Raw genomic sequence first — 22,213 nt, 5'->3', positions numbered from 1 at the left:
GAGCCTCCCGGCGGCGGCCAGGGCGTCGCCTCGCAGCGCCCACGTCCGGTCGTCGCCGGGGCTGAGCTCGACCAGCTCGCCGGTGTACCCGACGGCGCGCTGGGCCAGGCCGGCGGCGAGGTGGCTCCGCACGAGGAAGCAGCACAGGGCGTAGAGCTCGTCCGCCCACGCCAGCCGGGCGAGGACGCCCTCGCCCGGCGGGTGCGACGCCAGGCCCTCCAGCGCCCGCCCGAGCAGCCGGTGCGTCTCCTGGGCTTCACGCCGGGCGAACGGGATCGCGGCGAGCGCCCGGTGCAGCCGCGCCCGGTGCAGCGCCCCGGCGAACCCGTGCCGGGGCAGCTCCGCCGAGGCTTTCGTGGCCAGCGCTGCGGCGGCCCGCAGCGACGTGGAGTCGGCGCCTCTGGCGGCGTTGCGGAACGCCACGAACAGGGCCAGGTCCCGGCGTGTCTCGGGCGGGAGCGTCGATCGGGCGCCCCGCAGCGCCATCGCCTCCACCACCGACGCCGGGAGGTGGCAGCGCAGTACGGCGAGCTGTTCGAGCGCGAGCTCGGGCGAGAGCACGTGCGTGCGCGCGTCGATCACGCTGAGCCCGATCACCGAGGCCGCGCGCCGCGGGTATCCCAGGCGCAGCAGGAGGTCGCAGGCGAGCCGGCGTTCGGGCGTGCGCAACGAGCCGAGCGAGCGCTCGTGCACCCGCCACCACAGCTTCGCGGCGAGATCGACCGGGAAGGTCGTCATGTCGGCGCCCACGCCGTCGAGCCGGCCCCAGCTCGCCGCGGTCAGCAGCCGCAGCTGGGCCGACGGCGGGGGCTCGAACCGCGGCACGTCCGCGGCGGCGCCCGCCACGAACGCCTCCGCCATCGCGTGGGTGATCCGCGCGTGCAGCGCGGAGGTGGCGACGGGTGCGGAAAGTCCGGCGTACACACCGCAGGCGACCGGAACATCGGCGGTGCGCAGGGCACGCAGACGGGCGGCCAGCGCGCGAGGACTCGGGTCGGTGCGGTACCGCGGCATCGCGGCCATGCGGGCCTCCCAGGTTCAGTTCAGCAGTTCCCAGCCGCGTCTGGTCAGGCGGTGGCGGACCGACCGGCCGTTGCGGTGGGTGGAGACGAAGCCCGCGGTGCGCAGGGCGGTGGCGTGCTGCGACGCCGTCGGCAGGCTGATGCCCACGTGCTTGGCGAGCTCGGTGGTGGTGCGTTCCGACGTCAGCGCCCGCAGCACCAGCGTTCTGGTGCGGCCGAGGGCCAGCTCGAGGCTCGCGCCGCCCGGCCGGGGTGCCGCCACCGGGTAGAACAGCAGCGGCTGCGGTTCGGCGAACATCGACACCGCCGGCCGGGTCAGCCCGTGCAGCACCGGCACGATCAGCACCCCCGTGCCACGCAGGGAGATCTCGGTGTCCCAGCCCAGCTCGACGTGCAACGCCGGTGAGGTCCACGAGATCGACGGGTGCAGGTCGCCGAGCAGGCCGCCCAGGCCGCGCGTCATGGCCTGTGCCGACCGCAGCCGCACCTCGGCCTCGAACGCCTGCCGCGTCTGCGGCCAGTCCGGTCCCAGCAGCTCGCGGAAGGCCGACCTGAGCGCCGAGTTCAGGTCCTGGCGCGAGGTCGGGGTGCCGGCCGCGAACGACCGGAGCCACGGCGACGTCGTGCCCAGCATGCTCGCGATCTGGTCGCGCACGCGTGCCGCGGACACGTCGAGCACCTGGCGCACGGCCTCGTCGAAGTCGGGACACGCGGAGTTGAAGAAGTCCGGGATGAACCGGCCCGGCCGGACCAGCTCGGCGAGCGGGCGGATCTGCGGCAGCAGCAGGCGGTCCCAGTCACCGCTGTGCACGGTGAACACCAGCTCGTACATCGGCAGCGGCGCCGGCGCGAACCGCGTGCGCGCGAGATCTTCCAGCTCGAAGAGAATCGTCAGTCCGCGCCCCTTCGGCGCGGGTTCGGACAACACGATCGGCATTTGCTTCCCCCCGGAGTGCAACCACTTCCGACGGTACGCAGATTTCGTTGTCCGGTGTCAGCGTTGGCGAGGTTGACAACGTTCGGCGGACAAAACCGAACGGGCAGTCCCGCCTGTTCGAAGAAACTCCCGCTCGAAAAACCTCAGCCGCAGGTCACGGTTCACTCGGAAGAGTGAACGAGAATAAGATCAGCACGCCGCGAGCGAGATCAGCCGGAATCGATTTACCGCCGTCGGCGGGACCGCGGCCCGGCGGCGAAGAACGTGCGGCCGGCAGTGACCGGGGTGGCCCGCGGGCTCATTCCGGGCGCGCGGACGCGGAACCGGACGCCTCGGCCAGCCGCTCGTGCAGGCGCTCCCTGATCTGCTCCGGGGTGTAGGCCGCGCGGCGGCGCTGGTTGCGGGCGGCGACCACGCCGCTCGCCGCGACACCGGCGAAGGCGGCCATGCCGAGCAGCTTCCAGAGCTTCATCCCCATAGGGTACGGGGCTATGCCGACAACTCTGGACGAAGCCGTCGAGATGACCCGCACCGGGGACGTGTGGGTGTTCCGCGGGCGCAGTGCGGCGGACCGCGCGATCCAGGCCATGACGAACAGCCCCGTCAACCACGTGGGCATGGCGATCGTGCTGGACGACCTGCCGCCGTTGATGTGGCACGCGGAGCTCGGCAAGTCGCTCAAGGACATGTGGAGCGGGACGCACCAGCGCGGCGCCCAGCTGCACGACCTGCGCGACGCGGTGGTGACATGGCACGACAAGTACCGGCAGCGGGCGTGGCTGCGGCAGCTCGACCACGTCGTGACGCGCGAGATGGAGGACGCCGCGCTCAGGACGGTGGCGCGGCTCGACGGCACGCCGTTCCCGTCGACGGCGAAGCTCGCCTCGCGGTGGCTGCGCGGGCGGGTCCCGGTGGGCCGCGGCTCCGAGGCGTCGCTGGAGAGCGCGTTCTGCGCGGAGGTCGTGGCGGTGACGTACGAGGAGATGGGGCTGCTGCCCCGGCGCAGGCCCAACTGGTACGACCCCGGCCGCTTCTGGAGCGGCGACGACCTGGACCTGCTGGGCGGGGCCAAGCTCGGCCGGGAGATCGAGATCGTCGTCATGTGACCGGCTGTCCGCAACACGACTGATAATCATCAGCCCCTTGACCGCGGGCGCGCGGCCCCCACACGATGAGAGCGGTCTCACCCTGGGAGCTGACAACGATGTCACGACTGCTTGTGATCGTGCTCGCCCTGCTGTTGCCCGCCGTGCCCGCCGTCGCCGCGCCGACCGGCTGGACCGTCACCGGACCGGGCAACGTCACCGCGAAAGTGAACCTTGCCGGTGGAAACCTGACGCTCGCCGTGCAGCGGCAAGGACGAACCGTCCTCCAGCCCGCGCCGGTCGGCCTGACGACCACCGCCGCCGATCTCACGAAGGACCTGACGTTCACCGGGCGCAGTGACCGCGTTGTCATGGAGCGCTACACCATGCCGCACGGCAAACGGCTGCAGCGCTCCGCCCGGATGACCGAGACCCGGCTCGGCTTCCGCACCGCGAGCGGCAGCTTCGACCTCCTCGTGCGCGCCGCGGCGGACGGCGTCGCCTACCGCTACGTGCTGCCCGGCCCGGCCACGGTCGTCTCGGAGGCGTCGAGCTTCCGCGTCCCGGCGGAGTCGAAGGCGTGGCTGCTGCCCTACAACGCCTGGTACGAGGCCAACCGCGTGCGCACGACCGCGGGCGAGGCCACCGGCGACTTCGGCTACCCGACCCTGCTGCAGAACCAGCAGGACTTCGCGCTGCTCACCGAGTCCGACGTGGACGGGCGGTACGCGGGCAGCAGGCTGCGCAAGACCGCCGACAGCTTCCAGGTCGTGCTGGCCGACGAGCGGGTCGAGTCGACCGGGACCACCCCGTGGCGCACCGCGATCGTGGGCGACCTCGCCACCGTCAGCACCTCCACGCTCGTCGACGACCTGGCGACGCCGGCGAAGCTCTCGGACACGTCGTGGGTCGAGCCGGGCAAGGTCGCGTGGTCGTGGCTCAGCGAGCACTCGAGCCCGAGCGACTACGCGCGGCAGAAGCAGTACGTGGACTTCGCCGCCCGCAACGGCTGGGAGTACGCGCTGGTCGACGAGGGCTGGAGCGCCGCGTGGGTGCCGGAGCTGATCCGGTACGCCCGCGCGCAGGGCGTGGAGATCCTGCTGTGGCTGCGCTGGAGCGACCTCGACACGCCGCAGGAGCGCGACACCGTGCTGCCCAGGATCAAGCAGTGGGGCGCCAAGGGCGTGAAGCTCGACTTCATGGAGTCCGACTCGCAGGACCGCTACCGCTGGTACGACGCGGTTCTGCAGAAGACGGCCGACCTCCGGCTGATGGTCAACTTCCACGGCTCGACCATCCCGCACGGCCTCGCCCGCACCTGGCCGCACGTGCTCACCATGGAGGCCGTGCGCGGCGCGGAGAACTACCCGCCCGCCGCCAACAACCCCGTGCAGTTCTTCACCCGCAACGTCGCCGGGTCGATGGACTACACGCCGGTGTCGCTGGAGGTCGGCACCAAGGAGGCGTCGATCGCGCACGAGGTCGCGCTGCCGGTCGTCTACGAGTCGGGCTGGACGCACTTCGCGGACAAGCCGGAGGCCTACGACCGGCACCCGCAGGCGTTGCGCTTCCTCAACCAGCTACCGACGGTCTGGAACGAGACCAGGCTGCTCGACGGCGACCCGGACACGCACGCCGTGGTCGCGCGCCGCAACGGCGACAGGTGGTTCATCGGCGGCATCGCGGCCGATGAGCGCACTCTCAAGGCCCAGCTCGGGTTCCTCGGCGGCGGCCAGTGGCTCGTCGAGACCGTGCGCGACCCCGCCACGAGGGCCGACGTCGTCCGCGACCGGCAGGTCCTGCGCAGCACCGACACCCTCGACGTGCCCGTGCGGCGCAACGGCGGCTTCGCCGCGGTCGTCTGCCGCAACCGGCCCGGCCTGCAGACGTGCGACCAGCCGGTCCGCCAGGTCCCGAAGACGACGTTGACGGTCACGCCCACCGGGACGGTCGACGCCACGCCGGGGACGGCGTTCGAGGTCACCGGCACGTTCACCAACGGCGACCGGGAGATCCGCGACGTCGCGCTGACGGCCGTCGCCCCCGAGGGCTGGACGGTGTCCGGCGCCGTGGTGCAGCGCAGGAAGCTCGCGCCGGGCGAGTCGCTCAGCGGGCGGTGGCAGGTGCGGGCGGGCGGCCCGACCGGCCCGGTCGACGTGCCCGTCGTCGCCACGTTCGCCGGCGTGCACGTCGAGCAGGCGGTCAAGGCGTTCGTGCCCCCGCCGACGCCCGCGAACGGCGCCCAGGTCAGCGATCTGCCGTTCATGAGCGAGACCAACGGCTGGGGCCCGGTCGAACGCGACCGGTCCAACGGCGAGAGCTCCGGCGGCGACGGCAACGTGCTGTCCATCGGCGGCGTCACCTACGCCAAGGGCCTCGGCTCGCACGCCCCGTCCGAGGTGTCGGTCTACCTCGGCCGGGGCTGCGAGCGGTTCACCGCGAAGGCCGGCCTCGACGACGAGACCGAGCAGCCCGGTTCGGTGGCGTTCCAGGTGTTCGGCGACGACAAGCCGTTGTACGACAGCGGTGTCCTGCGCGGGAAGGGACCGGCGGTCCCGATCGACGTCGACGTCACCGGCGTGCGGATGCTCAGCCTGCGCGTCACCGACGGCGGTGACGGCCGCAACTTCGACCACGCCGACTGGGCGGAGGCGGCGCTGGCGTGCTGATCAACCGCAGGACCTTCCTCGCCGCGACGGGGTTGCTGACCCTCGCGCCGAGCGTCTCGGCCACCCAGGCCACCCGGCTCAAGGACGTCTACCACGAGGTGCTCCTGCGGCACACGCGGTGGGCCGAGACGCAGTACGACGCCACGGCGGGACGGTACCGGCGCACGGACTTCGGGTTCGCGGTCGTGCTCGGGAACGCCGTGCTGCTCACCCGAGGTGGTTACGACGCGGCGCTGGCGGGCGTCGAGGAGGACGTGCTGCGCCGGAACACGCTCGCCACCGTCCGGCACTTCGCCGCGAGCAACGTGCTGGCCGGCGGTGGTGAGTGGGGCAAGACGCTGTTCTGGGACACCACGTTCCAGTCGTACTTCGTGCTGGCGGCCCGGCTGCTCTGGCCGGAGCTGGACGCGGCGACCCGCGCGAACGTGGAGGCGATCGCGCGGGGGCAGGCCGACTACGCGGTCTCGCTCGGCGCCGGGAACGACCCGCGCTCGGGCGGCTGGAGCCCGAACGGGCTCACCGGCGGGTACCGCGGCGACACCAAGCTGGAGGAGATGGGCGTCTACGCGCAGGCGCTCGCCCCCGGGCTCGCCTGGCACGGCGACGGGCCGGGCTGGCGGGAGGCGTTCGGCCGGTGGAGCCGCAACGAGGCCGGGCTGCCGGCCGCCGACCTCGCCAACCCCGCCGCGGTGGACGGGGTCCCGATCTCGGCGAACACCGCGACGAACCTGCACGACACGTTCATCGTGGAGAACCACGGCTCGTTCGGCCCGCACTACCAGGAGGAGCTCTGGCGCACGTCGGGCCGCAACGCCGTGCACTTCCTGCTCGCGGGCAGACCGCTGCCCGAGGTGCTGACCCAGCAGCCGAACGGGGAGCTGTTGTGGCGCACGATCCTGGCCACCATGAGCGACGCCGGTGAGCCGCTGATGCCGATGGTCGACGACCGCGAGCACCTCTACGGCCGTGACGTCATCCCGCTCGCGTTCCGCTCCACGGTGCTGCGCGACCCGATGGCGGCACGGGCGGAGGCGGCGCTCGCGTCCCGGCTGCTCGCCTACCAGGCCCACCCACCGGTGCACCGGCTCGCGAAGTTCTCCGGTGAGGCCAAGTACGAGCCGGAGGCACGGGCCGAGCTCGCGATCAGCTACCTGCTGCACGAGCTGCGCCCACCCGTGGAACCCGTGCCGGAGCAGGAGTTCTTCGCCCGCGCCGCGATCACGATCGACCACGGCGCGGAGCCCGGCCTGCTGACGCAGCAGTCCGCGGCCGCGTGGGCGGGCACGGTGACCAAGCTCGGCTTCACCAAGCTCGCCTGGCAACCGGCGCACGACGACTGGCTGTTCAAGATCAGCGGCACGACCCCGATGCTGTTGCCGCCCGCGGCGGTCACCGGCCGCCACACCGCGACCTACCGCCGGATCCGCGACGGGTTCGACGCGACCGCGAGCCTGCTGCGGTTCGCGGACGGGTTCGCCGGCACCGCCACGCTGCCCACCGGCACGATCGTGTGCGCACTCCCCCGCCCGGGGCGTGTGGACGTGCACAACCTCGCGATGGCGGGCATGCCGGGACTCACCGGTTCGCGCACCTACACAGGGGCGGCGGGCAGCGTGACGGTCCGGGCGCGTGAAGGGTTCCGGGTCGACGAGCTGACGTTCCCGGCCACCTCCGCGCGGCACGTCCGCATGGTGGGCATCAGGCCGCACCCCACCTACGGCTACTCGCTGTTCGACTTCGAGGTGGACGGCGCGGCCGGCCTGACGGCATCGGCCTCGTCGTCCGACCCCGGCTTCGAGCCCTCCAGGGCGGTCGACGGCGACCCGGCCACGCGCTGGGCGGTCGCCCGGTCCGACCGCGGCCGCGCCGACAGCTGGCTCGCCGTCGACCTCGGCGCCACCACGACGGTGCGGCGCGTGCGGTTGCGCTGGGAGACAGCGGCGGCGGGCGCCTACCGGATCGAGACGTCGGCGGACGGTGCCGTGTGGACGGCGGTGGCCGAGTACCCGCGGCCGGACCTCAGCACGGCGGGCTGGCTCGACGTGGACGGCAGGGCGGGGTTCGTCGCCCGGTCGGCCGACCCGATCACCGTGCAGGGCGACACGATCACCGTCCCGGCCGGGGTGGTCGAAGGGTACGTGCGGGCCGATCTGCGGGCGATCGCGGCGCAGCCGGCGCCGCAGTGCCCGCCGGCGGTGCGGGCGAGCACCGCGGACGGGTTCCTCAGCCTCTTCAACCTGTCCACAGAGGACGTCACCGCGACGGTGCGCCTGCCCGGCTTCCGGCTCTACCGGGGCACGCAGGTCACCACGGCCGACGGCACCGAGTACGCGCTCGGTCTGCCCGCCGCCACCGCACGGGTCGAAGCCCCGTGGTTCACCGCCCGTGGCGTCCCGCCGGGCATCACTGCGGTCGTGCACGACGCGCGCCGCGTGACGTTCCGCGGTGGCCCCGCCCGGTTCACGCTGACGCACCGGGACGGCGGCACGCTGCCGGTCGTGCTCGGCCGGGCGGAGCGCACGGTGACGATGCCCTGGGCGAAGGCCTACCCGTTCGACGACCTCGCGCTGGGCCGCCTCACGTTCCCCTGCTCGGTCCTGCCACCCGGCATGAGCGATCCGGCGGCCGCGGTCGACGGGTCACCGCGCACCGCGTGGACGCCGGGGCGTGACGGGCGCATGGTCGTCGACCTCGGTGCCCTGCACGCGATCCGCGAGGTCGATCTGAAGTGGACGGACGGCAAGCCACCGCCGCACACCGTCACGTACAGCGTGGACGGCAGGACCTACGGGCCGGCGACCACGGCGCGGTACGTGGCGGTGTCGACCGGATGGCGGCCGGGACACGCGTCCCTCACGACCATCTCAGTGAGCGGTTTAGCCGCCGTGTAGCAGGCAAGCCTTGTGTCATGGCGGACGACGCGCGTTGGGGCACACGGGAAGGCGTGCTCAGAGCGGTGATGAGGGTGCCCGACCTGATGCGGCACCGGGTGTGGCGTGACGCCGATCCCGGACAGGGCGGCGGCACGGGCGTCGTGCTGGTGCCGGGGTTCGGCGCGGGCCGGGTGAGCCTCGTGCCGGCCGCCGCGTGGCTGCGCGCCCGCGGCTACCGGCCGGTGATCGCGCGCGTCGGGTTCACCGTCGGCTGCACCGCCGATCTGCTGGCGAAGGTGCTGCGCAACACCGAGGAACTCGCCGAGAGCACCGGTCGTCCGGTGGTGCTGCTCGGCCAGAGCCGCGGCGGCGGCCTCGCGCGCCTGGTCGCCGCCCGGCGCCCCGACCTGGTCCGGGGGCTGGTGATGATGGCGTGTCCCGTGCTGGACCCGCTGGGCGCGCACCCGGACGTGCTGCGCTTCGTGCGGTGGCTCACGCGGCTGGCGGCGGCGGGCGTGCCGGGGCTGCTCGACGACGACTGCCTGAGCGGACCGTGCTACGAGGAGCACATGCCGAGCCTGGCCCTGCCGCTGAGCGTTCCCGCCGTCTCGATCTTCTCGCGTGCGGACGGCGTCGTGCAGTGGCAGCTCTGCCAGGACCCGTACGCCGAGTGCGTCGAAGTGCACAGCACGCACACCGGCATGGGGTTCGACCCGCAGGTCTACGAGGTGCTCGGGCCGCGGCTCGCGGACTGGGCCCGGTCCGGCAGCGAGGTCACCGCGTGACCTCCACGATCCGCGCGTCCAGCAACTGACCGTCCACGACGTCCAGCAGCCCGATCGTCCCGTGCGGCTGGCGGCGCTTGTCCGTGGGCGAGCCGGGGTTGAAGACGCGGAACCCGTTCTCCTGCTCGTCCCACGGGATGTGGGAGTGGCCGAACACCACCAGCCGGGCCTTCGGGAACCGCCGCCGCATCCTCGCGAGCCTGCCCGTCTTCTGACCGCTGTCGTGGATCATCGCGACCGGCAGCCCCTCGACGTCGAGCTCGGCGGTCTCCTGCGCTCCCCAGGCCACGACGTCGGGCCCGTCGTTGTTGCCGCACACCGCGACCACGGGCGCGTACTGCGCGATCTCGTCCAGCACGGGAGCGACGCACACGTCGCCTCCGTGCAGGACGAGATCAGCGGAACGCAGATGTTCGGCCACGGCCGGTGGGCACCGCTTCCAGAACCGCGGCGCGTGGGTGTCGGACAGCACGACCACTCTCACGCGTCCGACCGTAACAAACTGGTCAGTACGGGCCGCAGTCGTTCTCGTAGGGCAGGTTCGCGCGCTCGTTGCCCTCGAAGTAGATGGCACTGACGAGGTAGCGGCCGCCGCTGTTCATGCTGACCATGATCCAGACGTTGTTGCTGTACCCGAGCGCGGTGACGGTCTCGCCGCGCGTCCAGCAGATGCCGATGGTGCTGGTACCCGCCGGGATCACCTGGTACACGGGGCACGACAACGCCTCGCACGTGCGGACCTCCGCGTCGTGCCACGTCGTCACGGTCGGGTACGGCGGTGCCGGCGGATCAGCCTGTGCCACCCCGGCTCCGCCGATGAACGCCAGGATCGCGAGCAGGCTCCCCAGTACGGTTCTCATGCGCTTCCTTCCCACAGGTTCGTCGATCATGGGTGGAAACTCGTCCCGCGGAGATCGGGTTGCACGCCGTCAAACGTCAACAGGAGGTTCGGCGGCGGCGGAACCGGGTACATCTTGCCCATGGCACGGGCGATCTGGAGCGGTTCGGTCAGTTTCGGGCTGGTGACGATCCCGGTGGAGCTCTACGGCGCCACCGAGGACCACACGGTCCACTTCAACCAGTTCCAGCGCGGGACGTCGGACCGGATCCGGTACAAGCGCGTCAACGAGCGCACCGGACGTGAGGTGCCGTTCGACAAGATCGTGAAGGGGCACGAGGTCGACAGCGGCGAGTACGTCGTCGTGGAGCCGGAGGAGCTGGACGAGATCGCCCCCGGCCGGTCGCGCACGCTCGACATCGAGGCGTTCGTGGACCTCGACGAGATCGATCCGGTCCACTTCCAGAAGACCTACTGGCTCGGCCCGGCCAAGCCCGAGTTCTCCCGCCCGTACCTGCTGCTCGCCCAGGCGATGAAGAAGACGAACCGGGCGGGCATCGCCATGTTCGTCATGCGGGGCAAGCAGTACCTGACGGCCTTGAAGGAGGACGGCGGCATCCTCGCGGTGCACACGCTGTACTTCGCCGACGAGATCAGGAAACCCGAGGACGTGCTCGACGTGGTGCCGGAGGGTCGCGCGCCGCGCGGCAAGGAGCTCGACATGGCGGTGTCGCTGGTCGAGTCGATGGCTGACGACTGGCGCCCGCAGGACTACCGCGACACGTACACCGAACGGGTGAACGAGCTCATCAAGGCCAAGCAGAAGGGCCGGGAGGTCGTGGTCGAGGCCGAGCCCGCGGAGGCCACGGACGTCGTGGACCTCATGGAGGCGTTGCAGCGCAGCGTCGAGGCGAGCAAGAAGAAGCGCGGCAAGAAGACCGCTAGCTGACGACGAGCGCGGTCGCGTTGTCGGTCCCGCCCGCGTGCAGGGCCGCCCGCACCAGCCGGTCGGCCGAGCCCTGCCCGGACATGATCGCCGCGATGCCCTCGTGGCCTAACGGCCCGTACACACCGTCCGAGGCGAGCACCAGCCGTGGGGCCCGCGTGGCCGCACGCCCGATGTTCTCCGGTGTCGCGTGCCGGACGGTGTTCGTGACGACGTGCTCCATCTTCGGCCCGGGCACCACGCCGCGCTCGCGGAAGTACTCGGCGACCGTGTGGTCCGTGGTGAGCTGGACGAGCTCGTCCCCGTTCGAGGCGTACGCGCGGGCGTCACCCGCCCAGGCCACGTCGAAGCCGCCGCCGGGCCGGGCCACGGCGACCACGATCACCGCGTCCCCGGTGTGCACCTGCAGGGCGTCCCTGGCGGCCAGGATGGCGGCTGCCGGGTCGGTGAGCAGCGCCGCGGCCTGCGCCGCGGCGTGCGCGGCCTCGGCGGCGGCAGCGGAGTCACCCACCCCGTCCACCACCACGAACGTGCGGCGGCCGGCCGCGTAGGCGTCGGCGTTGTACCGGCGCGGCCCGCGGTCCCTGGCGTAGGTGACGGTGAGCGCGGTGCCCAGTGGCATGGTGCGATCGATCAGCATGGCGGACCTCCCTGACCTCCACTAAGCCGTGCGGAGCTGGGAATCTGCTGTCACCGGCCTGAGAAAACCTTCAGAGTTCCGCCGCCCGGCGGAACCGGTCGGCGGCCCTGACCAGTGCTGCAGCCAGTGCGGGCGGCGACACGACCTCGAACTCGACCGTGATGCTCGCGAGCATGAACACCACGTCGTCCATCGTCTCGCCACCGACCCGCACGTGGCACGACGTCTCGTCCACAGTCACAACCTCGCCGTAACTGCGCCACTCGTCGGCCTCCGAGGCGGGCACGCTCAGTCGCACCACCCCCTGGACGGGCCATCGATCGGCCACCCGCGCGGCCACGAACGCCCCCGCGTCCCCGCCCGGGATCTCACGCGGCGTGAACCGCGCACCGAACGTGGTCCGCAGATTCATTCGATCGAGTCGAAAAGTTCGCCAGTCCTCCCGCAGCACGTCCCACGCGACGAGGTACCACCGCCTGCCCCAGGTCACCAGCCGGTGCGGTTCGGCCTCGCGCAGCGACTCCTCCCCCGAGTGCCCGGCGTAGGCGAACCGGATCCGCCGCCGGTCGCGACAGGCCGAGCCGACCGCCGTCAGCAGTCCCACCTCGACCACCGGCCCCGAGGTGTGCGGCACCGTCGCGATCTCCAGCGCCGCCACCCGGTGCCGCAGCGCGGACGGCAGCACCTGCTCGACCTTGAGCAGCGCGCGCACCGCCGTCTCGCCGATGTTCTCGATCCCGCTCGCGGTCCGCAGCCCGACCGCCACGGCCACCGCCTCGTCGTCGTCGAGCAGCAACGGGGGCAGCGCCGCGCCGGGGCCGAGCCGGTAGCCGCCGCCGGACGTGCCCATCGACGCGTGCACCGGGTAGTCGAGCAGCCGCAGCTTGCCGACGTCCCGGCGGACCGTGCGCGTGGTGACGCCCAGCCGTTCCGCCAGCTCCGCACCGGACCACTCCCGGCGCGACTGCAGCAGACCGAGCAACTTCAGCAACCGGGCGGACGACACTGGAGGACAATATCCGTCCTGCAGTCGTCCTAGCGTCGGCCGCATGAAGCCGTTCGAGATCACCATTCCCCGGTCCGAGATCGACGACCTGCACCGCCGCCTCGACCACACCCGCTGGCCCGGCTCCCCCGCGGGCGCGAGCTGGGCCCAGGGCACGCCCCTCGCCCACCTCCGGGAGCTCGCGGGGCACTGGCGGGACTTCGACTGGCGCAAGGCGGAGCGGCGGCTCAACGAGCTCCCGCAATTCATCACCGAGATCGACGGCGCGACGCTGCACTTCCTGCACGTGCGCAGCCCGAGGCGCGACGCCGAACCGCTGCTGCTCACGCACGGCTGGCCGGGGACGTGCTTCGCGTTCGAGGAGGTGCTCGAGCCGCTGAGCCGCGACTTCCACCTGGTGGTGCCGTCGGTGCCGGGCTTCGGGTTCTCCGGCCCCACCGAGGAGCTCGGCTGGACCATCCCCCGCGTGGCCGGCGTGGTCGCCGAGCTCATGCGCCGCCTGGGCTACGACCGGTACGTCGCGCACGGCTACGACCTCGGTGCCGCGCTGACCCGCCACCTCGGGATGCGGGACGAGGTGCGGGCGATCCACGTCAACCAGATCTTCTCGGCGGGCGTCACGGCCGAGACCGCCGACATGGACGTCGAGGCCGAGCGCAGGTCCGTGGAGAAGGCGCACCGGTACGAGTTCGAGCAGTTCGGGTACGCCTCGATGCAGAGCACCCGGCCGCAGTCGGTCGCCTACGCGCTCACCGACTCGCCGGTGGCGCAGCTGGAGTGGATCGAGTGGGCGTTCCACACGTGGAGCGACCCGGAGATCGGGGTACCCCTGGACGCGCTGCTGACCGACGCGTCGATCTTCTGGTTCACCCGGACCGCCGGCTCGTCGGCCCGCTACTACCAGGAGGGCGACGAGACGTGGGGCGAGCTGGAACCCGAGTCGCCGACACCGACCTCGGTGGCGGTCTTCCCGCACGACCTGGCTGTGCCGATCCGGCGGATGGCCGAGCGCAACCACAACATCGTGCGGTGGACGGAGATGCCGAGCGGCGGGCACTTCGCCGCGATGGAGGTGCCCGAGCTGGTGGTCGGCGACCTGCGGGAGTCGTTCCTGCGGTGACGGTGACGTGATCGCGTGCGGCCGGGGGTGCGGACGGCCCGTGGCCGGGCGTCGTCCCGGCGGGAGCGGCTACGGTGATCACCGTGCGGTTCACGGTCTTCGGCGGCGTCTCGGCACGGGTGGACGGCCGCGTGACCGAGTTCGGCGCGACGCGGCTCGGAGCCCTGCTGGGCGTGCTGCTCGTCGGCGCCGGCGAGGTGGTCACCGCCGACGAGCTGGTGGAACGCGTCCTGGGCGATGCCCCGCCGGCCCGCGCCCGCGCGATGATGCGGACGTGGCTCACCCGGCTGCGGCAGACGCTGCCCGGCCTGGTCGAACGCGACGGCGCCGGGTACGTGGTGCGGGTCGACCCGCTGGAGGTCGACCTGCACCTGTTCCGGCACCTGGTGCGGGCCGGACGGACCGCGGAGGCGCTGGCCCTCGTCACCGGCGAGCCGCTGTCCACCCTGGACACGCCGTGGGCCGCGCAGCACCGCGCGGGCTTCGCGGCCGAGCTGCTCGCCGCGCGGCTCGACCACGTCGACGACCGGCTGGCCCGGGACGAGCACGCCGCGCTGGTGCCCGAGCTGCGCGCGTTGGCCGAGCAGCGCCCGCTGGACGAACGCGTCGCCGCCCAGCTCATCGAGGCGCTGCACGGCAGCGGCCGCACGCAGGAGGCGGTCAGGCACTTCGAGGTCGTCAAGGCGCGGCTCGCCGACGAGCTGGGCGCCGAGCCGTCCCGCCCGCTGGCCGCCCTGCACCGCAGGCTCCGGTCCGCCTCCGCGCCGCGGCAGCTCCCAGCCCCGCCCAAGCCGTTCACCGGCAGGGCGCCGGAGCTCGCGCAGCTCGACCGGGCGCCGACCGGGGTCGTGGTGATCACCGGCACCGGCGGGGTCGGCAAGACCTCGCTCGCCGTGCACTGGGCGCACCGGGCCGCGGACCGGTTCCCCGACGGGCAGCTCTTCGTGAACCTGCACGGGTTCGGGCCGAGCGGCGCGGCGGTGAGTCCCGGCGACGCGTTGCTGCGGCTGCTGTCGGCGCTCGACGTGCCGCGTGCGAAGGTGCCGCACGACCTGGCCGGGCAGTCGGAGCTGCTGCGCGACGCGCTCGCGGACAAGCGGGTGCTGATGGTGCTGGACAACGCCACCGACACCGACCAGGTCGAGCCGTTGCTGCCGCGCACGCCGAACGCGCACGTGGTGATCACGAGCCGGACGGCGATCAAGCCAGCGCACGCGCACTCGTTGCCGCTGGGGCTGTTGCCGCCCGACGACGCCCGCGAGCTGCTGGCCTCCCGGATCGGCCACGACCGCGCGCGGGCCGAGCCCGAGGCGGTCGACACCGTGGTCCGCCGCTGCGCCCGGCTCCCGCTGGCACTCGCCGTCGCCGGCGCGCGGGCCGCGACACAACCGGAGTTCCCCCTCGCGGCACTGGCGGACGAGCTGGCCGACCTCGACGCGTTCGCCGACGACGATGACGTGACGGCGGACCTGCGTTCGGTCTTCTCCCACTCCTGCAAGGCGTTGAGCCCGGCCGCGCTGCGCCTGTTCCGGCTGCTGGGGTTGGTGCCGGGCTCTGACATCAGCCTCGCGGGCGCCGCGTCGCTGGCGGGGCTCGCCGTGCCGGAGACCGAGGCGCTGCTGGCGGAGCTCGCCAGGGCGAACCTGCTCGACGAGCCGGAAACGGGCCGGTTCACCTGCCACGACCTGCTGCGCGACTACGCGGCCGAGCTGGCCCTCGACAGCGAACGGGACGAGGCCCTGCACCGGCTGCTCGACCACCTCGCGCTGACGAGCGTCGAGGCGGGCGTCGTGTTCACCCCCAGCCGCCGCCGGCCCGCCACGCCGGAACCGGCCACCGGAGTGGTGGTCACCCGGTTCCACACGCACGAGGAAGCGTTGACGTGGCTGATGAGCGAGCACCCGGCGTTGATGGCGGCGATGCCGCACGGCACGCCGGCGCAGACCTGGCTGATCGGCTGGTCGCTCGCCGATGTCCTCGACCGCCAGGCGCACTACCGCGACCTGCTGACCTCGCAGCAACTCGCCCTCGCGGCCCTGGAACAGCTCGACGACACCGACGGCCTGGGCCGCACGCTGATCAACCTCGGCCGCGGCCTCGCCAGGGTCGGCCGGCTCGACGAGGCGACGGCGGCGCTGGAGCGGGCGTTCGACGTGTACGAGGGTGATCCGGCCGGACAGGCGGGAGTGCTGCTGAACATCGCGATGCTGTGCCCGGACGACCGCATCCCCCAGGCGCTGGAGTACACGCGGCGCGGGCTCGCGTTGTTCGAGGAGTGCGGTGACGAGTACGGGCAGGCCAACGCGCTGACCGGGCTCGCGTGGGGCTACGGCAAGATCGGCGAGTACGGGAAGGCCATCGAGCACGCCGAGCGCGTCATGGTGAAGTGGCGGGCCATGGGCCACGTCATCGGCCAGGCCGAGACGTGGGACAACCTCGGCACCGCGTACCTCGGCCTGGGCGAGCACGAGAAGGCCGCGGAGGCGTTCACCCGCTCCGCCGAGCACTTCCGCCTCGGCGGCGACCGCCCGCTGGAGGCCGCCGCCTACGAGGAGCTCGGCGACACCCACGCGGCCGCGGGTGACGCCGAGCTCGCTCGCGAGGCCTGGCAGACGTCGCTGCGGCTGCACGCGGAGGCGGGCCTGCCGGCCGAGCGCCTCCGCGCGAAGCTACAGCCCGAACGCCAGTAGCACGTGCCCGTGCGGGTTCACGAAGTCCGAGTGGTACCCGGACTGCACGTACACCATGCCGTCCGACACCACCGCACCCGTGCCGGGACCGGCCATCGTGCCGCCGCGCCCGGTCAGCCCGTTGACGCCGCGGACGTCCTGGATGGTGTCGTGCGACCAGATGATCCGGCCGGTCCTCGCGTCGTACGCGCGGAACTTGCCGTCGGCGGCACCCAGCCACACCACGCCCGGTGAGCTCGACACCGGCAGGCCGTGCGCGGGCCAGCAGCCCGGCTGCCCCGCCGCGCCGCCCGTGGCACAGCCGTCCGCGGGCGCCGCGGTCTCCCACAGCACCTGACCGGTCGCCGGGTCCACCGCGAACAACTTGCCGGGATCGGCGTAGTAGGTCGCGATGTAGAGGCGCTCGCCGTCGTGGCTCGACCCCCACTGGATGCCGGAGATGCCACCGCTGGGCAGCGGCACGCCGAGCTGCCGGCGCCACACGACCTGTCCCGTCGACGCGTCGAACACGTGGTAGACACCGGACTTCTGCCCGACGCCGACGAGCTGCCTGCCGCCCGCCCGGAACAGGTTCGGCGTGGCACCGATGTCGTAGTCGAGGTTGGTGCCGTCCTTGAGCCCGGGGCAGTACCCCTCGGCGTCGGGCTGGTTGCAGGCGTCACGCCAGGTGTCGGCGTCGGTGACCTGGTTGGTCCACCTCACCGCACCGGTGCGGGCGTTCAGCGCGAGCAGCGAGTCGAACTCGCCACCCTTGCCCGTGTAGTTCTGGCCGGTGCCGACGTAGAGGGTGCCGGTGCGGCGGTCGATGACCGGCGAGCTCCACACCCCCACGCCCGACGGCTCGAACCGCTTGGCGCCGTTGGGCCAGGTGCCGGCCTCGACCGGTTCCGGCACCGTGTAGTGGCGCCAGACCAGCGCCCCGGTGTCGACGTCGTAGGCGTCGATGTGCCCGCGGAACGTGCAGCAGGCGTGCGTGTTCGGCAGCATGTTCTCCGCGCTGGACGTGCCCACGTACACCAGTCCGTTGTGGACGATCGGCGAGCTGGTCGTCTGCGAGGCGATGCCGTCGTCGAGCTGCACCTGCCACCGCAGCCGCCCGGTGCGCTGGTCGAGCGCGAAGAACCGGCTCGCGCTGTCACCGAAGAACACCTTGCCGCCGGCCACCGTCGGCCCGTCGGAGTTGTACGCGTACCGGCTGGCCGGCGGGAGCGTGAACTCCCACCGGGCGTCGCCGGTGCGGGCGTCACGGGCGTAGAACTTCCCGTCGGGGCCACCGAAGTAGATGGTGTCCCCCACGACGGCCGGCTGGCTGCGGACGGCGTTGAACTCGCCCTTCGGGTAGGCGAACGCCCACTTCAGCTCGAGCTCGCCCGCGTTGTGCCGGTTGATGCGCCATTCCGCGGCGTTGTGCCGGGATCCGTCGAGGTCCTTCTGCCACCCCGGCCAGTCGCCGCCACCTCGGGCGGTGGCAGGTGCCGCGGTCAGCACCACGAGCGCCGCGGTGAGCAGCGCGGTCTTCCTCAGCATGGAATTTCCCCCTTCCGCCGTCCACCCTGGCAGCGGCGGAAGCCACGCACGTCCCCCCAACGTCTCGTCGTGGCTCAACCGATCGGTTGATGCGCCGCCGGTTCGCGAACCAGGACCGCGTCACGGTTTCGCCACGGCACGCACCGCGGCCTCGACACCGTCGAGCAGAACCCGCAGCCCGTTGCGGAAGTTCTCCACGGCGTCGTTCTCCAGGTACGGCAGCTCCGGGTCGACGGGCTCGCGGTCGCTCTCCAGCAGGTGCAGCGCAGGGAACTTCTCCGCGAGGTCCGGCTCGATCTCCATCAGCACCGCCGAGCGCGCGTACCACCACTCCTCGTCGGCCTCGCCGGTCGCGCCGCCCGCGGCACGGGCCTCGGCGACGGTCTGGGCGGCGCCGCGCACGAAGTAGTTGACCGCGCCGACGATGCCGCGCAGTTCCCGGCCGGGCAGGCCGGTCGGGACCAGGATCGCGGCCAGGGCCTCGATCACGGCGAACTCGTGCGGCCCGAGCACCGGGCGCGCCTGCGAGACCTGGAGCACCCACGGGTGCCGGACGTAGAGCTCCCACATGTCCCGCGCCCACCGCGTCACAGCGGGCCGCCAGCCGTCCGCGAGCGGGTACGAGGTGGGCAGCTCGGCCATCGTGCGGTCGTACATGAGGTCGACCAGCTCGTTCTTGCCCGGGACGTAGGTGTAGAGCGCCATCGCGGTGCGGCCCAGCCGTTCGCCCACGGCGCGCATGGAGAAGGCCATGCCCTGCTCGTCGGCCACCGCGATGCCCGCGTCGACGATCGCGTCCACGCTCAGCCCCGGCTTCGGGCCGGGCCGCTGCTCCGCGACCGGCCTCCGCCACAGCAGCTCGATGGAGCGGCGCGGGTCGCCCTGCCCGGCGTAGACCACCACGGTTGCGACTCCTTACATCGTAAAGTAACCTCGTCGGTCGATAGTTTACGGCATAAAGAAACCATGCCCGACAAAACCCGGGGGAAACAGCTGTGAACGCTGTCGCCGACAGCCACGACCTGATCCAGGTCCGCGGGGCCAGGGAGAACAACCTCGCGGACGTGTCGCTCGACATCCCCAAGCGCCGCCTCACCGTCTTCACCGGCGTGTCCGGCTCCGGCAAGTCCTCGCTGGTCTTCGGCACGATCGCGGCCGAGTCCCAGCGCATGATCAACGAGACCTACACCGCGTTCCTGCAGTCCTTCATGCCCTCGATCGGGCGCCCGGACGTCGACGCGCTGCGCAACCTGAGCGCGGCGATCATCGTCGACCAGGAGCGGATGGGCGCGAACTCCCGTTCCACCGTCGGCACCGCCACCGACGCCCACACGATGCTGCGCATCATGTTCAGCCGTCTCGGGACACCGCACGTCGGCACGTCCGGCGCGTTCAGCTTCAACCTGCCGGAGGGCATGTGCCCGGCGTGCGAGGGACTCGGCAAGGTCACCACCATCGACGTCGACGCGATCGTGGACAGGTCGAAGTCGCTGAACGAGGGCGCGATCAACGCCCCGAACTACGGTGTCGGCACCTGGTACTGGCAGGTGCTCGCGAACTCAGGCCTCTACCCCGCCGACAAACCGATCGCGGAGTTCACCGAGCAGCAGCTCGACGACTTCCTCCACAAGCCGACGACCAAGCTGGACATCGGCGGCACCAACGTCACCTACGACGGCCTGATCCCCAAGCTGCAGCGGACGGTCCTGGCCAAGGACCGGGAGTCGATGCAGCCGCACATCAGGGCGTTCGTCGACCGCGCGGTGACGTTCGCGGTGTGCCCGGACTGCGCGGGCGCACGGCTGAACAAGGCCGCGCTCGAGTCCCGGATCAACGGGCTGAACATCGCGGACTGCTGCGCCATGCAGATCAGCGACCTCGCGGCGTTCGCGCACTCGATCGACGACCCGTCCGTCGCGCCGCTGCTGGCCACGCTGCGCAACACCCTGGACTCGCTGGTCGGGATCGGCCTGGGCTACCTCTCGCTCGACCGCGAGTCCGCGACGCTCTCGGGCGGCGAGTCGCAGCGCGTGAAGATGGTGCGGCACCTGGGATCGTCGCTCACCGACATCACCTACGTCTTCGACGAACCGACCGTCGGCCTGCACCCGCACGACATCCAGCGCATGAACACCCTGCTGCTCCAGTTGCGGGACAAGGGCAACACCGTCCTCGTCGTCGAGCACAAGCCCGAGACGATCGCGATCGCCGACCACGTCGTCGACCTCGGCCCCGGCGCGGGGGTGCACGGCGGGCACGTCTGCTACTCCGGTGACGTGGCCGGGCTGCGGGCCTCCGGCACCCTGACGGGACGGCACCTCGACCACCGCGCGAAGCTGCGGCCCCGGTTCCGCTCCCCCCGCGGTTTCCTGACGATCAGCGGCGCCCGGCTGAACAACCTCAGGGACGTCTCGGTGGACATCCCGCTCGGGGTGCTGACCGTCGTCACCGGTGTCGCGGGCTCCGGCAAGTCGTCGCTGATCCACGGCTCGCTGCGCGGGCGGCCGGACGTGGTGACGGTGGACCAGTCGCCGATCCGCGGGTCACGGCGCTCGAACCCCGCCACCTACACCGGCCTGCTCGACTCGGTGCGCACCGCGTTCGCCAGGGCCAACGGCGTCAAGCCGGGGTTGTTCAGCGCGAACTCCGAGGGCGCGTGCGGCCACTGCAAGGGCATCGGGCTCGTCTACACCGACCTGGCCATGATGGCCGGCGTCGCGACCGTGTGCGAGAAGTGCGAGGGCAAGCGGTTCACGCCCGAGGTGCTGCGCTACACGTTGCGGGGCAAGAACATCAGCGAAGTGCTCGGCATGTCCGTGGCCGAGGCGCGCTCGTTCTTCCCGTCCGGCCAGGCACACGCCGTGCTCAGCCGCCTGCACGACGTCGGCCTGTCGTACCTCTCGCTCGGCCAGCCGCTGACGACGCTGTCCGGCGGCGAGCGGCAACGGCTCAAGCTCGCCATCCACATGGCGGAGAAGGCCTCGACGTACGTGCTGGACGAACCCACGTCCGGCCTGCACCTCGCGGACGTCGACCAGCTCCTCGGCCTGCTCGACCAGCTGATCGACGCCGGCGGCACGGTGATCGTGATCGAGCACCACCTCGCCGTGATGGCGCACGCCGACTGGATCGTCGACATGGGCCCGGGAGCAGGCCACGACGGCGGCCGGGTCGTGTTCACCGGCACGCCCGCCGACCTCGTGTCGGACTCCGGCACGCTCACCGCCCAGCACCTGAAGGAGTACCTGTCATGAGCCTGCTGACGGTCACCTCCGTCGTGCCCCTGACCCCGCGGATGACCCGCGTGACGTTCGTCGGTGACGGCCTGGCGGACATCGGCACCTGGCCGGACCAGCAGCTCAAGCTGCTCTTCCCGAAACCGGGCGGGCCGGTGGACGTCTCGGCCTCGTCCGACGCCGGCACCTGGTACCAGGCCTACCTCGCCGTTCCCGACGAGGTACGGCCCTGGATGCGCAGCTTCACCGCCCGGTCGCTGACCGGCGGCGTGCTGACCGTCGACTTCGTGCTGCACGGCGACGACGGGCCCGCCTCGGCGTGGGCGTCCCGGGCACGGGTGGGCGACGTCATCGGGCGGTTCGGGCCGTCACCGGAGTACGCCCGCCCGCTCGGCACCGCGGACCTGCTGGTGTTCGCGGGCGACGAGACGGCGTTGCCGGCGATCGCCTCGCTGCTCGAGCTGCTGCCCGCCGCGCAGTCGTTCGCCGCGTTCGTCGAGGTGGCGGATCCCGCGGAGGAGCAGGACGTCCCCGGTGTGCGGTGGGTGCACCGCCGTGCCGGCGAGGACCTGGTCTCGGTGGTGTCGGCGATGCCGGCGGTCGAGGCCGGGGAGTCGGTGTGGGTGTGGCTCGGCGGCGAGGCGTCCGCGGTGCGCGCCCTGCGCAGGCACTTCGTCGGCCTCGGCGTGTCCAGGAAGGACATCGAGTTCGCCGGGTACTGGCGGCGTTCGCTGACCCAGGATGACGCACCCACCTCCGAAGACCTCGCTGAGGCCGAAGAACGCATTGCCGTTCTCAGCGAATGATTTGTTTCTGTCAACACTGAAGCAATAGGGAGA

Annotated in this window: 16 protein-coding genes and 1 pseudogene; 9 read left to right on the top strand and 8 right to left on the bottom strand. The window is 72.1% G+C overall.

The window, feature by feature from the left end:
• Nucleotides 1–1,038 precede the first annotated feature (1,038 nt).
• Entirely contained in the window at nucleotides 1,039–1,959 is a 921-nt protein-coding gene (locus BMW88_RS27065) for an ArsR/SmtB family transcription factor (RefSeq protein ID WP_089955539.1), read from the bottom strand.
• Between the two features lie 298 nt (nucleotides 1,960–2,257).
• Nucleotides 2,258–2,431 (bottom strand): hypothetical protein, encoded by a 174-nt coding sequence (locus BMW88_RS42145; protein WP_177221363.1) that lies wholly within the window; start codon nucleotides 2,429–2,431, stop codon nucleotides 2,258–2,260.
• A 19-nt stretch (nucleotides 2,432–2,450) separates the two neighbouring features.
• Between BMW88_RS42145 and BMW88_RS27060 the strand changes: the two genes are divergently transcribed.
• From BMW88_RS27060 to BMW88_RS27045, 4 genes are all read left to right on the top strand, one after another.
• A complete protein-coding gene (locus BMW88_RS27060) occupies nucleotides 2,451–3,065 on the top strand; it encodes a hypothetical protein (RefSeq protein WP_089955537.1) in 615 nt (204 codons plus the stop codon).
• Nucleotides 3,066–3,163: 98 nt separating this feature from the next.
• Complete coding sequence (locus tag BMW88_RS27055) at nucleotides 3,164–5,713, top strand: NPCBM/NEW2 domain-containing protein (protein WP_089955534.1); 2,550 nt, start codon at nucleotides 3,164–3,166, stop codon at nucleotides 5,711–5,713.
• Nucleotides 5,707–8,604, top strand: a complete 2,898-nt coding sequence (locus BMW88_RS27050; RefSeq protein ID WP_177221361.1) for a discoidin domain-containing protein — start codon at nucleotides 5,707–5,709, stop codon at nucleotides 8,602–8,604. Before BMW88_RS27055 ends, BMW88_RS27050 begins: the two co-directional genes overlap by 7 nt.
• A gap of 17 nt (nucleotides 8,605–8,621) precedes the next feature.
• Nucleotides 8,622–9,371, top strand: a complete 750-nt coding sequence (locus BMW88_RS27045) for an esterase/lipase family protein (protein WP_089955530.1) — start codon at nucleotides 8,622–8,624, stop codon at nucleotides 9,369–9,371.
• Here BMW88_RS27045 and BMW88_RS27040 read toward each other — a convergent pair.
• Nucleotides 9,361–9,855 carry a metallophosphoesterase family protein gene (locus tag BMW88_RS27040; protein WP_089955528.1) on the bottom strand — a complete coding sequence of 165 codons (495 nt, stop codon included), beginning with the start codon at nucleotides 9,853–9,855 and terminating at the stop codon, nucleotides 9,361–9,363. The genes BMW88_RS27045 and BMW88_RS27040 overlap by 11 nt on opposite strands.
• Nucleotides 9,856–9,877: 22 nt before the next feature.
• Complete coding sequence (locus tag BMW88_RS27035; RefSeq protein ID WP_089955525.1) at nucleotides 9,878–10,231, bottom strand: hypothetical protein; 354 nt, start codon at nucleotides 10,229–10,231, stop codon at nucleotides 9,878–9,880.
• Nucleotides 10,232–10,351: 120 nt separating this feature from the next.
• Here BMW88_RS27035 and ku point away from each other — a divergent pair.
• Nucleotides 10,352–11,143: pseudogene (gene ku, locus BMW88_RS27030) on the top strand (non-homologous end joining protein Ku); the annotation flags it as partial.
• A gap of 7 nt (nucleotides 11,144–11,150) precedes the next feature.
• Here ku and BMW88_RS27025 read toward each other — a convergent pair.
• Both BMW88_RS27025 and BMW88_RS27020 read right to left on the bottom strand, forming a co-directional pair.
• Nucleotides 11,151–11,795, bottom strand: a complete 645-nt coding sequence (locus tag BMW88_RS27025) for a PP2C family protein-serine/threonine phosphatase (protein WP_143116256.1) — start codon at nucleotides 11,793–11,795, stop codon at nucleotides 11,151–11,153.
• Between the two features lie 70 nt (nucleotides 11,796–11,865).
• On the bottom strand, nucleotides 11,866–12,846 hold the full coding sequence (locus BMW88_RS27020) for a helix-turn-helix transcriptional regulator (protein WP_089955738.1): 981 nt from the start codon (nucleotides 12,844–12,846) through the stop codon (nucleotides 11,866–11,868).
• Here BMW88_RS27020 and BMW88_RS27015 point away from each other — a divergent pair.
• Entirely contained in the window at nucleotides 12,845–13,921 is a 1,077-nt protein-coding gene (locus BMW88_RS27015; RefSeq protein WP_089955521.1) for an epoxide hydrolase family protein, read from the top strand. The genes BMW88_RS27020 and BMW88_RS27015 overlap by 2 nt on opposite strands.
• Before the next feature lie 83 nt (nucleotides 13,922–14,004).
• Nucleotides 14,005–16,611, top strand: a complete 2,607-nt coding sequence (locus BMW88_RS27010) for an AfsR/SARP family transcriptional regulator (protein ID WP_143116255.1) — start codon at nucleotides 14,005–14,007, stop codon at nucleotides 16,609–16,611.
• Here BMW88_RS27010 and BMW88_RS27005 read toward each other — a convergent pair.
• Both BMW88_RS27005 and BMW88_RS27000 read right to left on the bottom strand, forming a co-directional pair.
• Nucleotides 16,591–18,138, bottom strand: a complete 1,548-nt coding sequence (locus tag BMW88_RS27005; RefSeq protein ID WP_089955516.1) for an outer membrane protein assembly factor BamB family protein — start codon at nucleotides 18,136–18,138, stop codon at nucleotides 16,591–16,593. The two genes, BMW88_RS27010 and BMW88_RS27005, sit on opposite strands and share 21 nt — an antisense overlap.
• Before the next feature lie 120 nt (nucleotides 18,139–18,258).
• Nucleotides 18,259–19,041: a TetR/AcrR family transcriptional regulator gene (locus BMW88_RS27000; RefSeq protein ID WP_089955513.1), complete on the bottom strand. Its 783-nt coding sequence runs from the start codon at nucleotides 19,039–19,041 to the stop codon at nucleotides 18,259–18,261.
• A 92-nt stretch (nucleotides 19,042–19,133) separates the two neighbouring features.
• Between BMW88_RS27000 and BMW88_RS26995 the strand changes: the two genes are divergently transcribed.
• Nucleotides 19,134–21,392 carry an ATP-binding cassette domain-containing protein gene (locus tag BMW88_RS26995; protein ID WP_089955512.1) on the top strand — a complete coding sequence of 753 codons (2,259 nt, stop codon included), beginning with the start codon at nucleotides 19,134–19,136 and terminating at the stop codon, nucleotides 21,390–21,392.
• Entirely contained in the window at nucleotides 21,389–22,180 is a 792-nt protein-coding gene (locus BMW88_RS26990; RefSeq protein ID WP_089955509.1) for a siderophore-interacting protein, read from the top strand. The genes BMW88_RS26995 and BMW88_RS26990 overlap by 4 nt, the downstream gene beginning before the upstream one ends.
• The last annotated feature ends 33 nt before the right edge of the window (nucleotides 22,181–22,213 follow it).

This window comes from Lentzea xinjiangensis, from assembly GCF_900110955.1.
GTDB lineage: Bacteria > Actinomycetota > Actinomycetes > Mycobacteriales > Pseudonocardiaceae > Lentzea > Lentzea xinjiangensis.
The sequence above is the reverse complement of the archived record's forward strand: the minus strand, read 5'-3'. Positions and strand labels throughout refer to the sequence as shown.

Bases quoted from the DNA above. Each gene is read 5' to 3' on its own strand.
- BMW88_RS27065 (WP_089955539.1), bottom strand. From the start codon at position 1,959: ATGCCGATCGTGTTGTCCGAACCCGCGCCGAAGGGGCGCGGACTGACG.
- BMW88_RS42145 (WP_177221363.1), bottom strand. From the start codon at position 2,431: ATGAAGCTCTGGAAGCTGCTCGGCATGGCCGCCTTCGCCGGTGTCGCG.
- BMW88_RS27060 (WP_089955537.1), top strand. From the start codon at position 2,451: ATGCCGACAACTCTGGACGAAGCCGTCGAGATGACCCGCACCGGGGAC.
- BMW88_RS27055 (WP_089955534.1), top strand. From the start codon at position 3,164: ATGTCACGACTGCTTGTGATCGTGCTCGCCCTGCTGTTGCCCGCCGTG.
- BMW88_RS27045 (WP_089955530.1), top strand. From the start codon at position 8,622: ATGGCGGACGACGCGCGTTGGGGCACACGGGAAGGCGTGCTCAGAGCG.
- BMW88_RS27035 (WP_089955525.1), bottom strand. From the start codon at position 10,231: ATGAGAACCGTACTGGGGAGCCTGCTCGCGATCCTGGCGTTCATCGGC.
- BMW88_RS27025 (WP_143116256.1), bottom strand. From the start codon at position 11,795: ATGCTGATCGATCGCACCATGCCACTGGGCACCGCGCTCACCGTCACC.
- BMW88_RS27015 (WP_089955521.1), top strand. From the start codon at position 12,845: ATGAAGCCGTTCGAGATCACCATTCCCCGGTCCGAGATCGACGACCTG.
- BMW88_RS27020 (WP_089955738.1), bottom strand. From the start codon at position 12,846: ATGCGGCCGACGCTAGGACGACTGCAGGACGGATATTGTCCTCCAGTG.
- BMW88_RS27005 (WP_089955516.1), bottom strand. From the start codon at position 18,138: ATGCTGAGGAAGACCGCGCTGCTCACCGCGGCGCTCGTGGTGCTGACC.
- BMW88_RS26990 (WP_089955509.1), top strand. From the start codon at position 21,389: ATGAGCCTGCTGACGGTCACCTCCGTCGTGCCCCTGACCCCGCGGATG.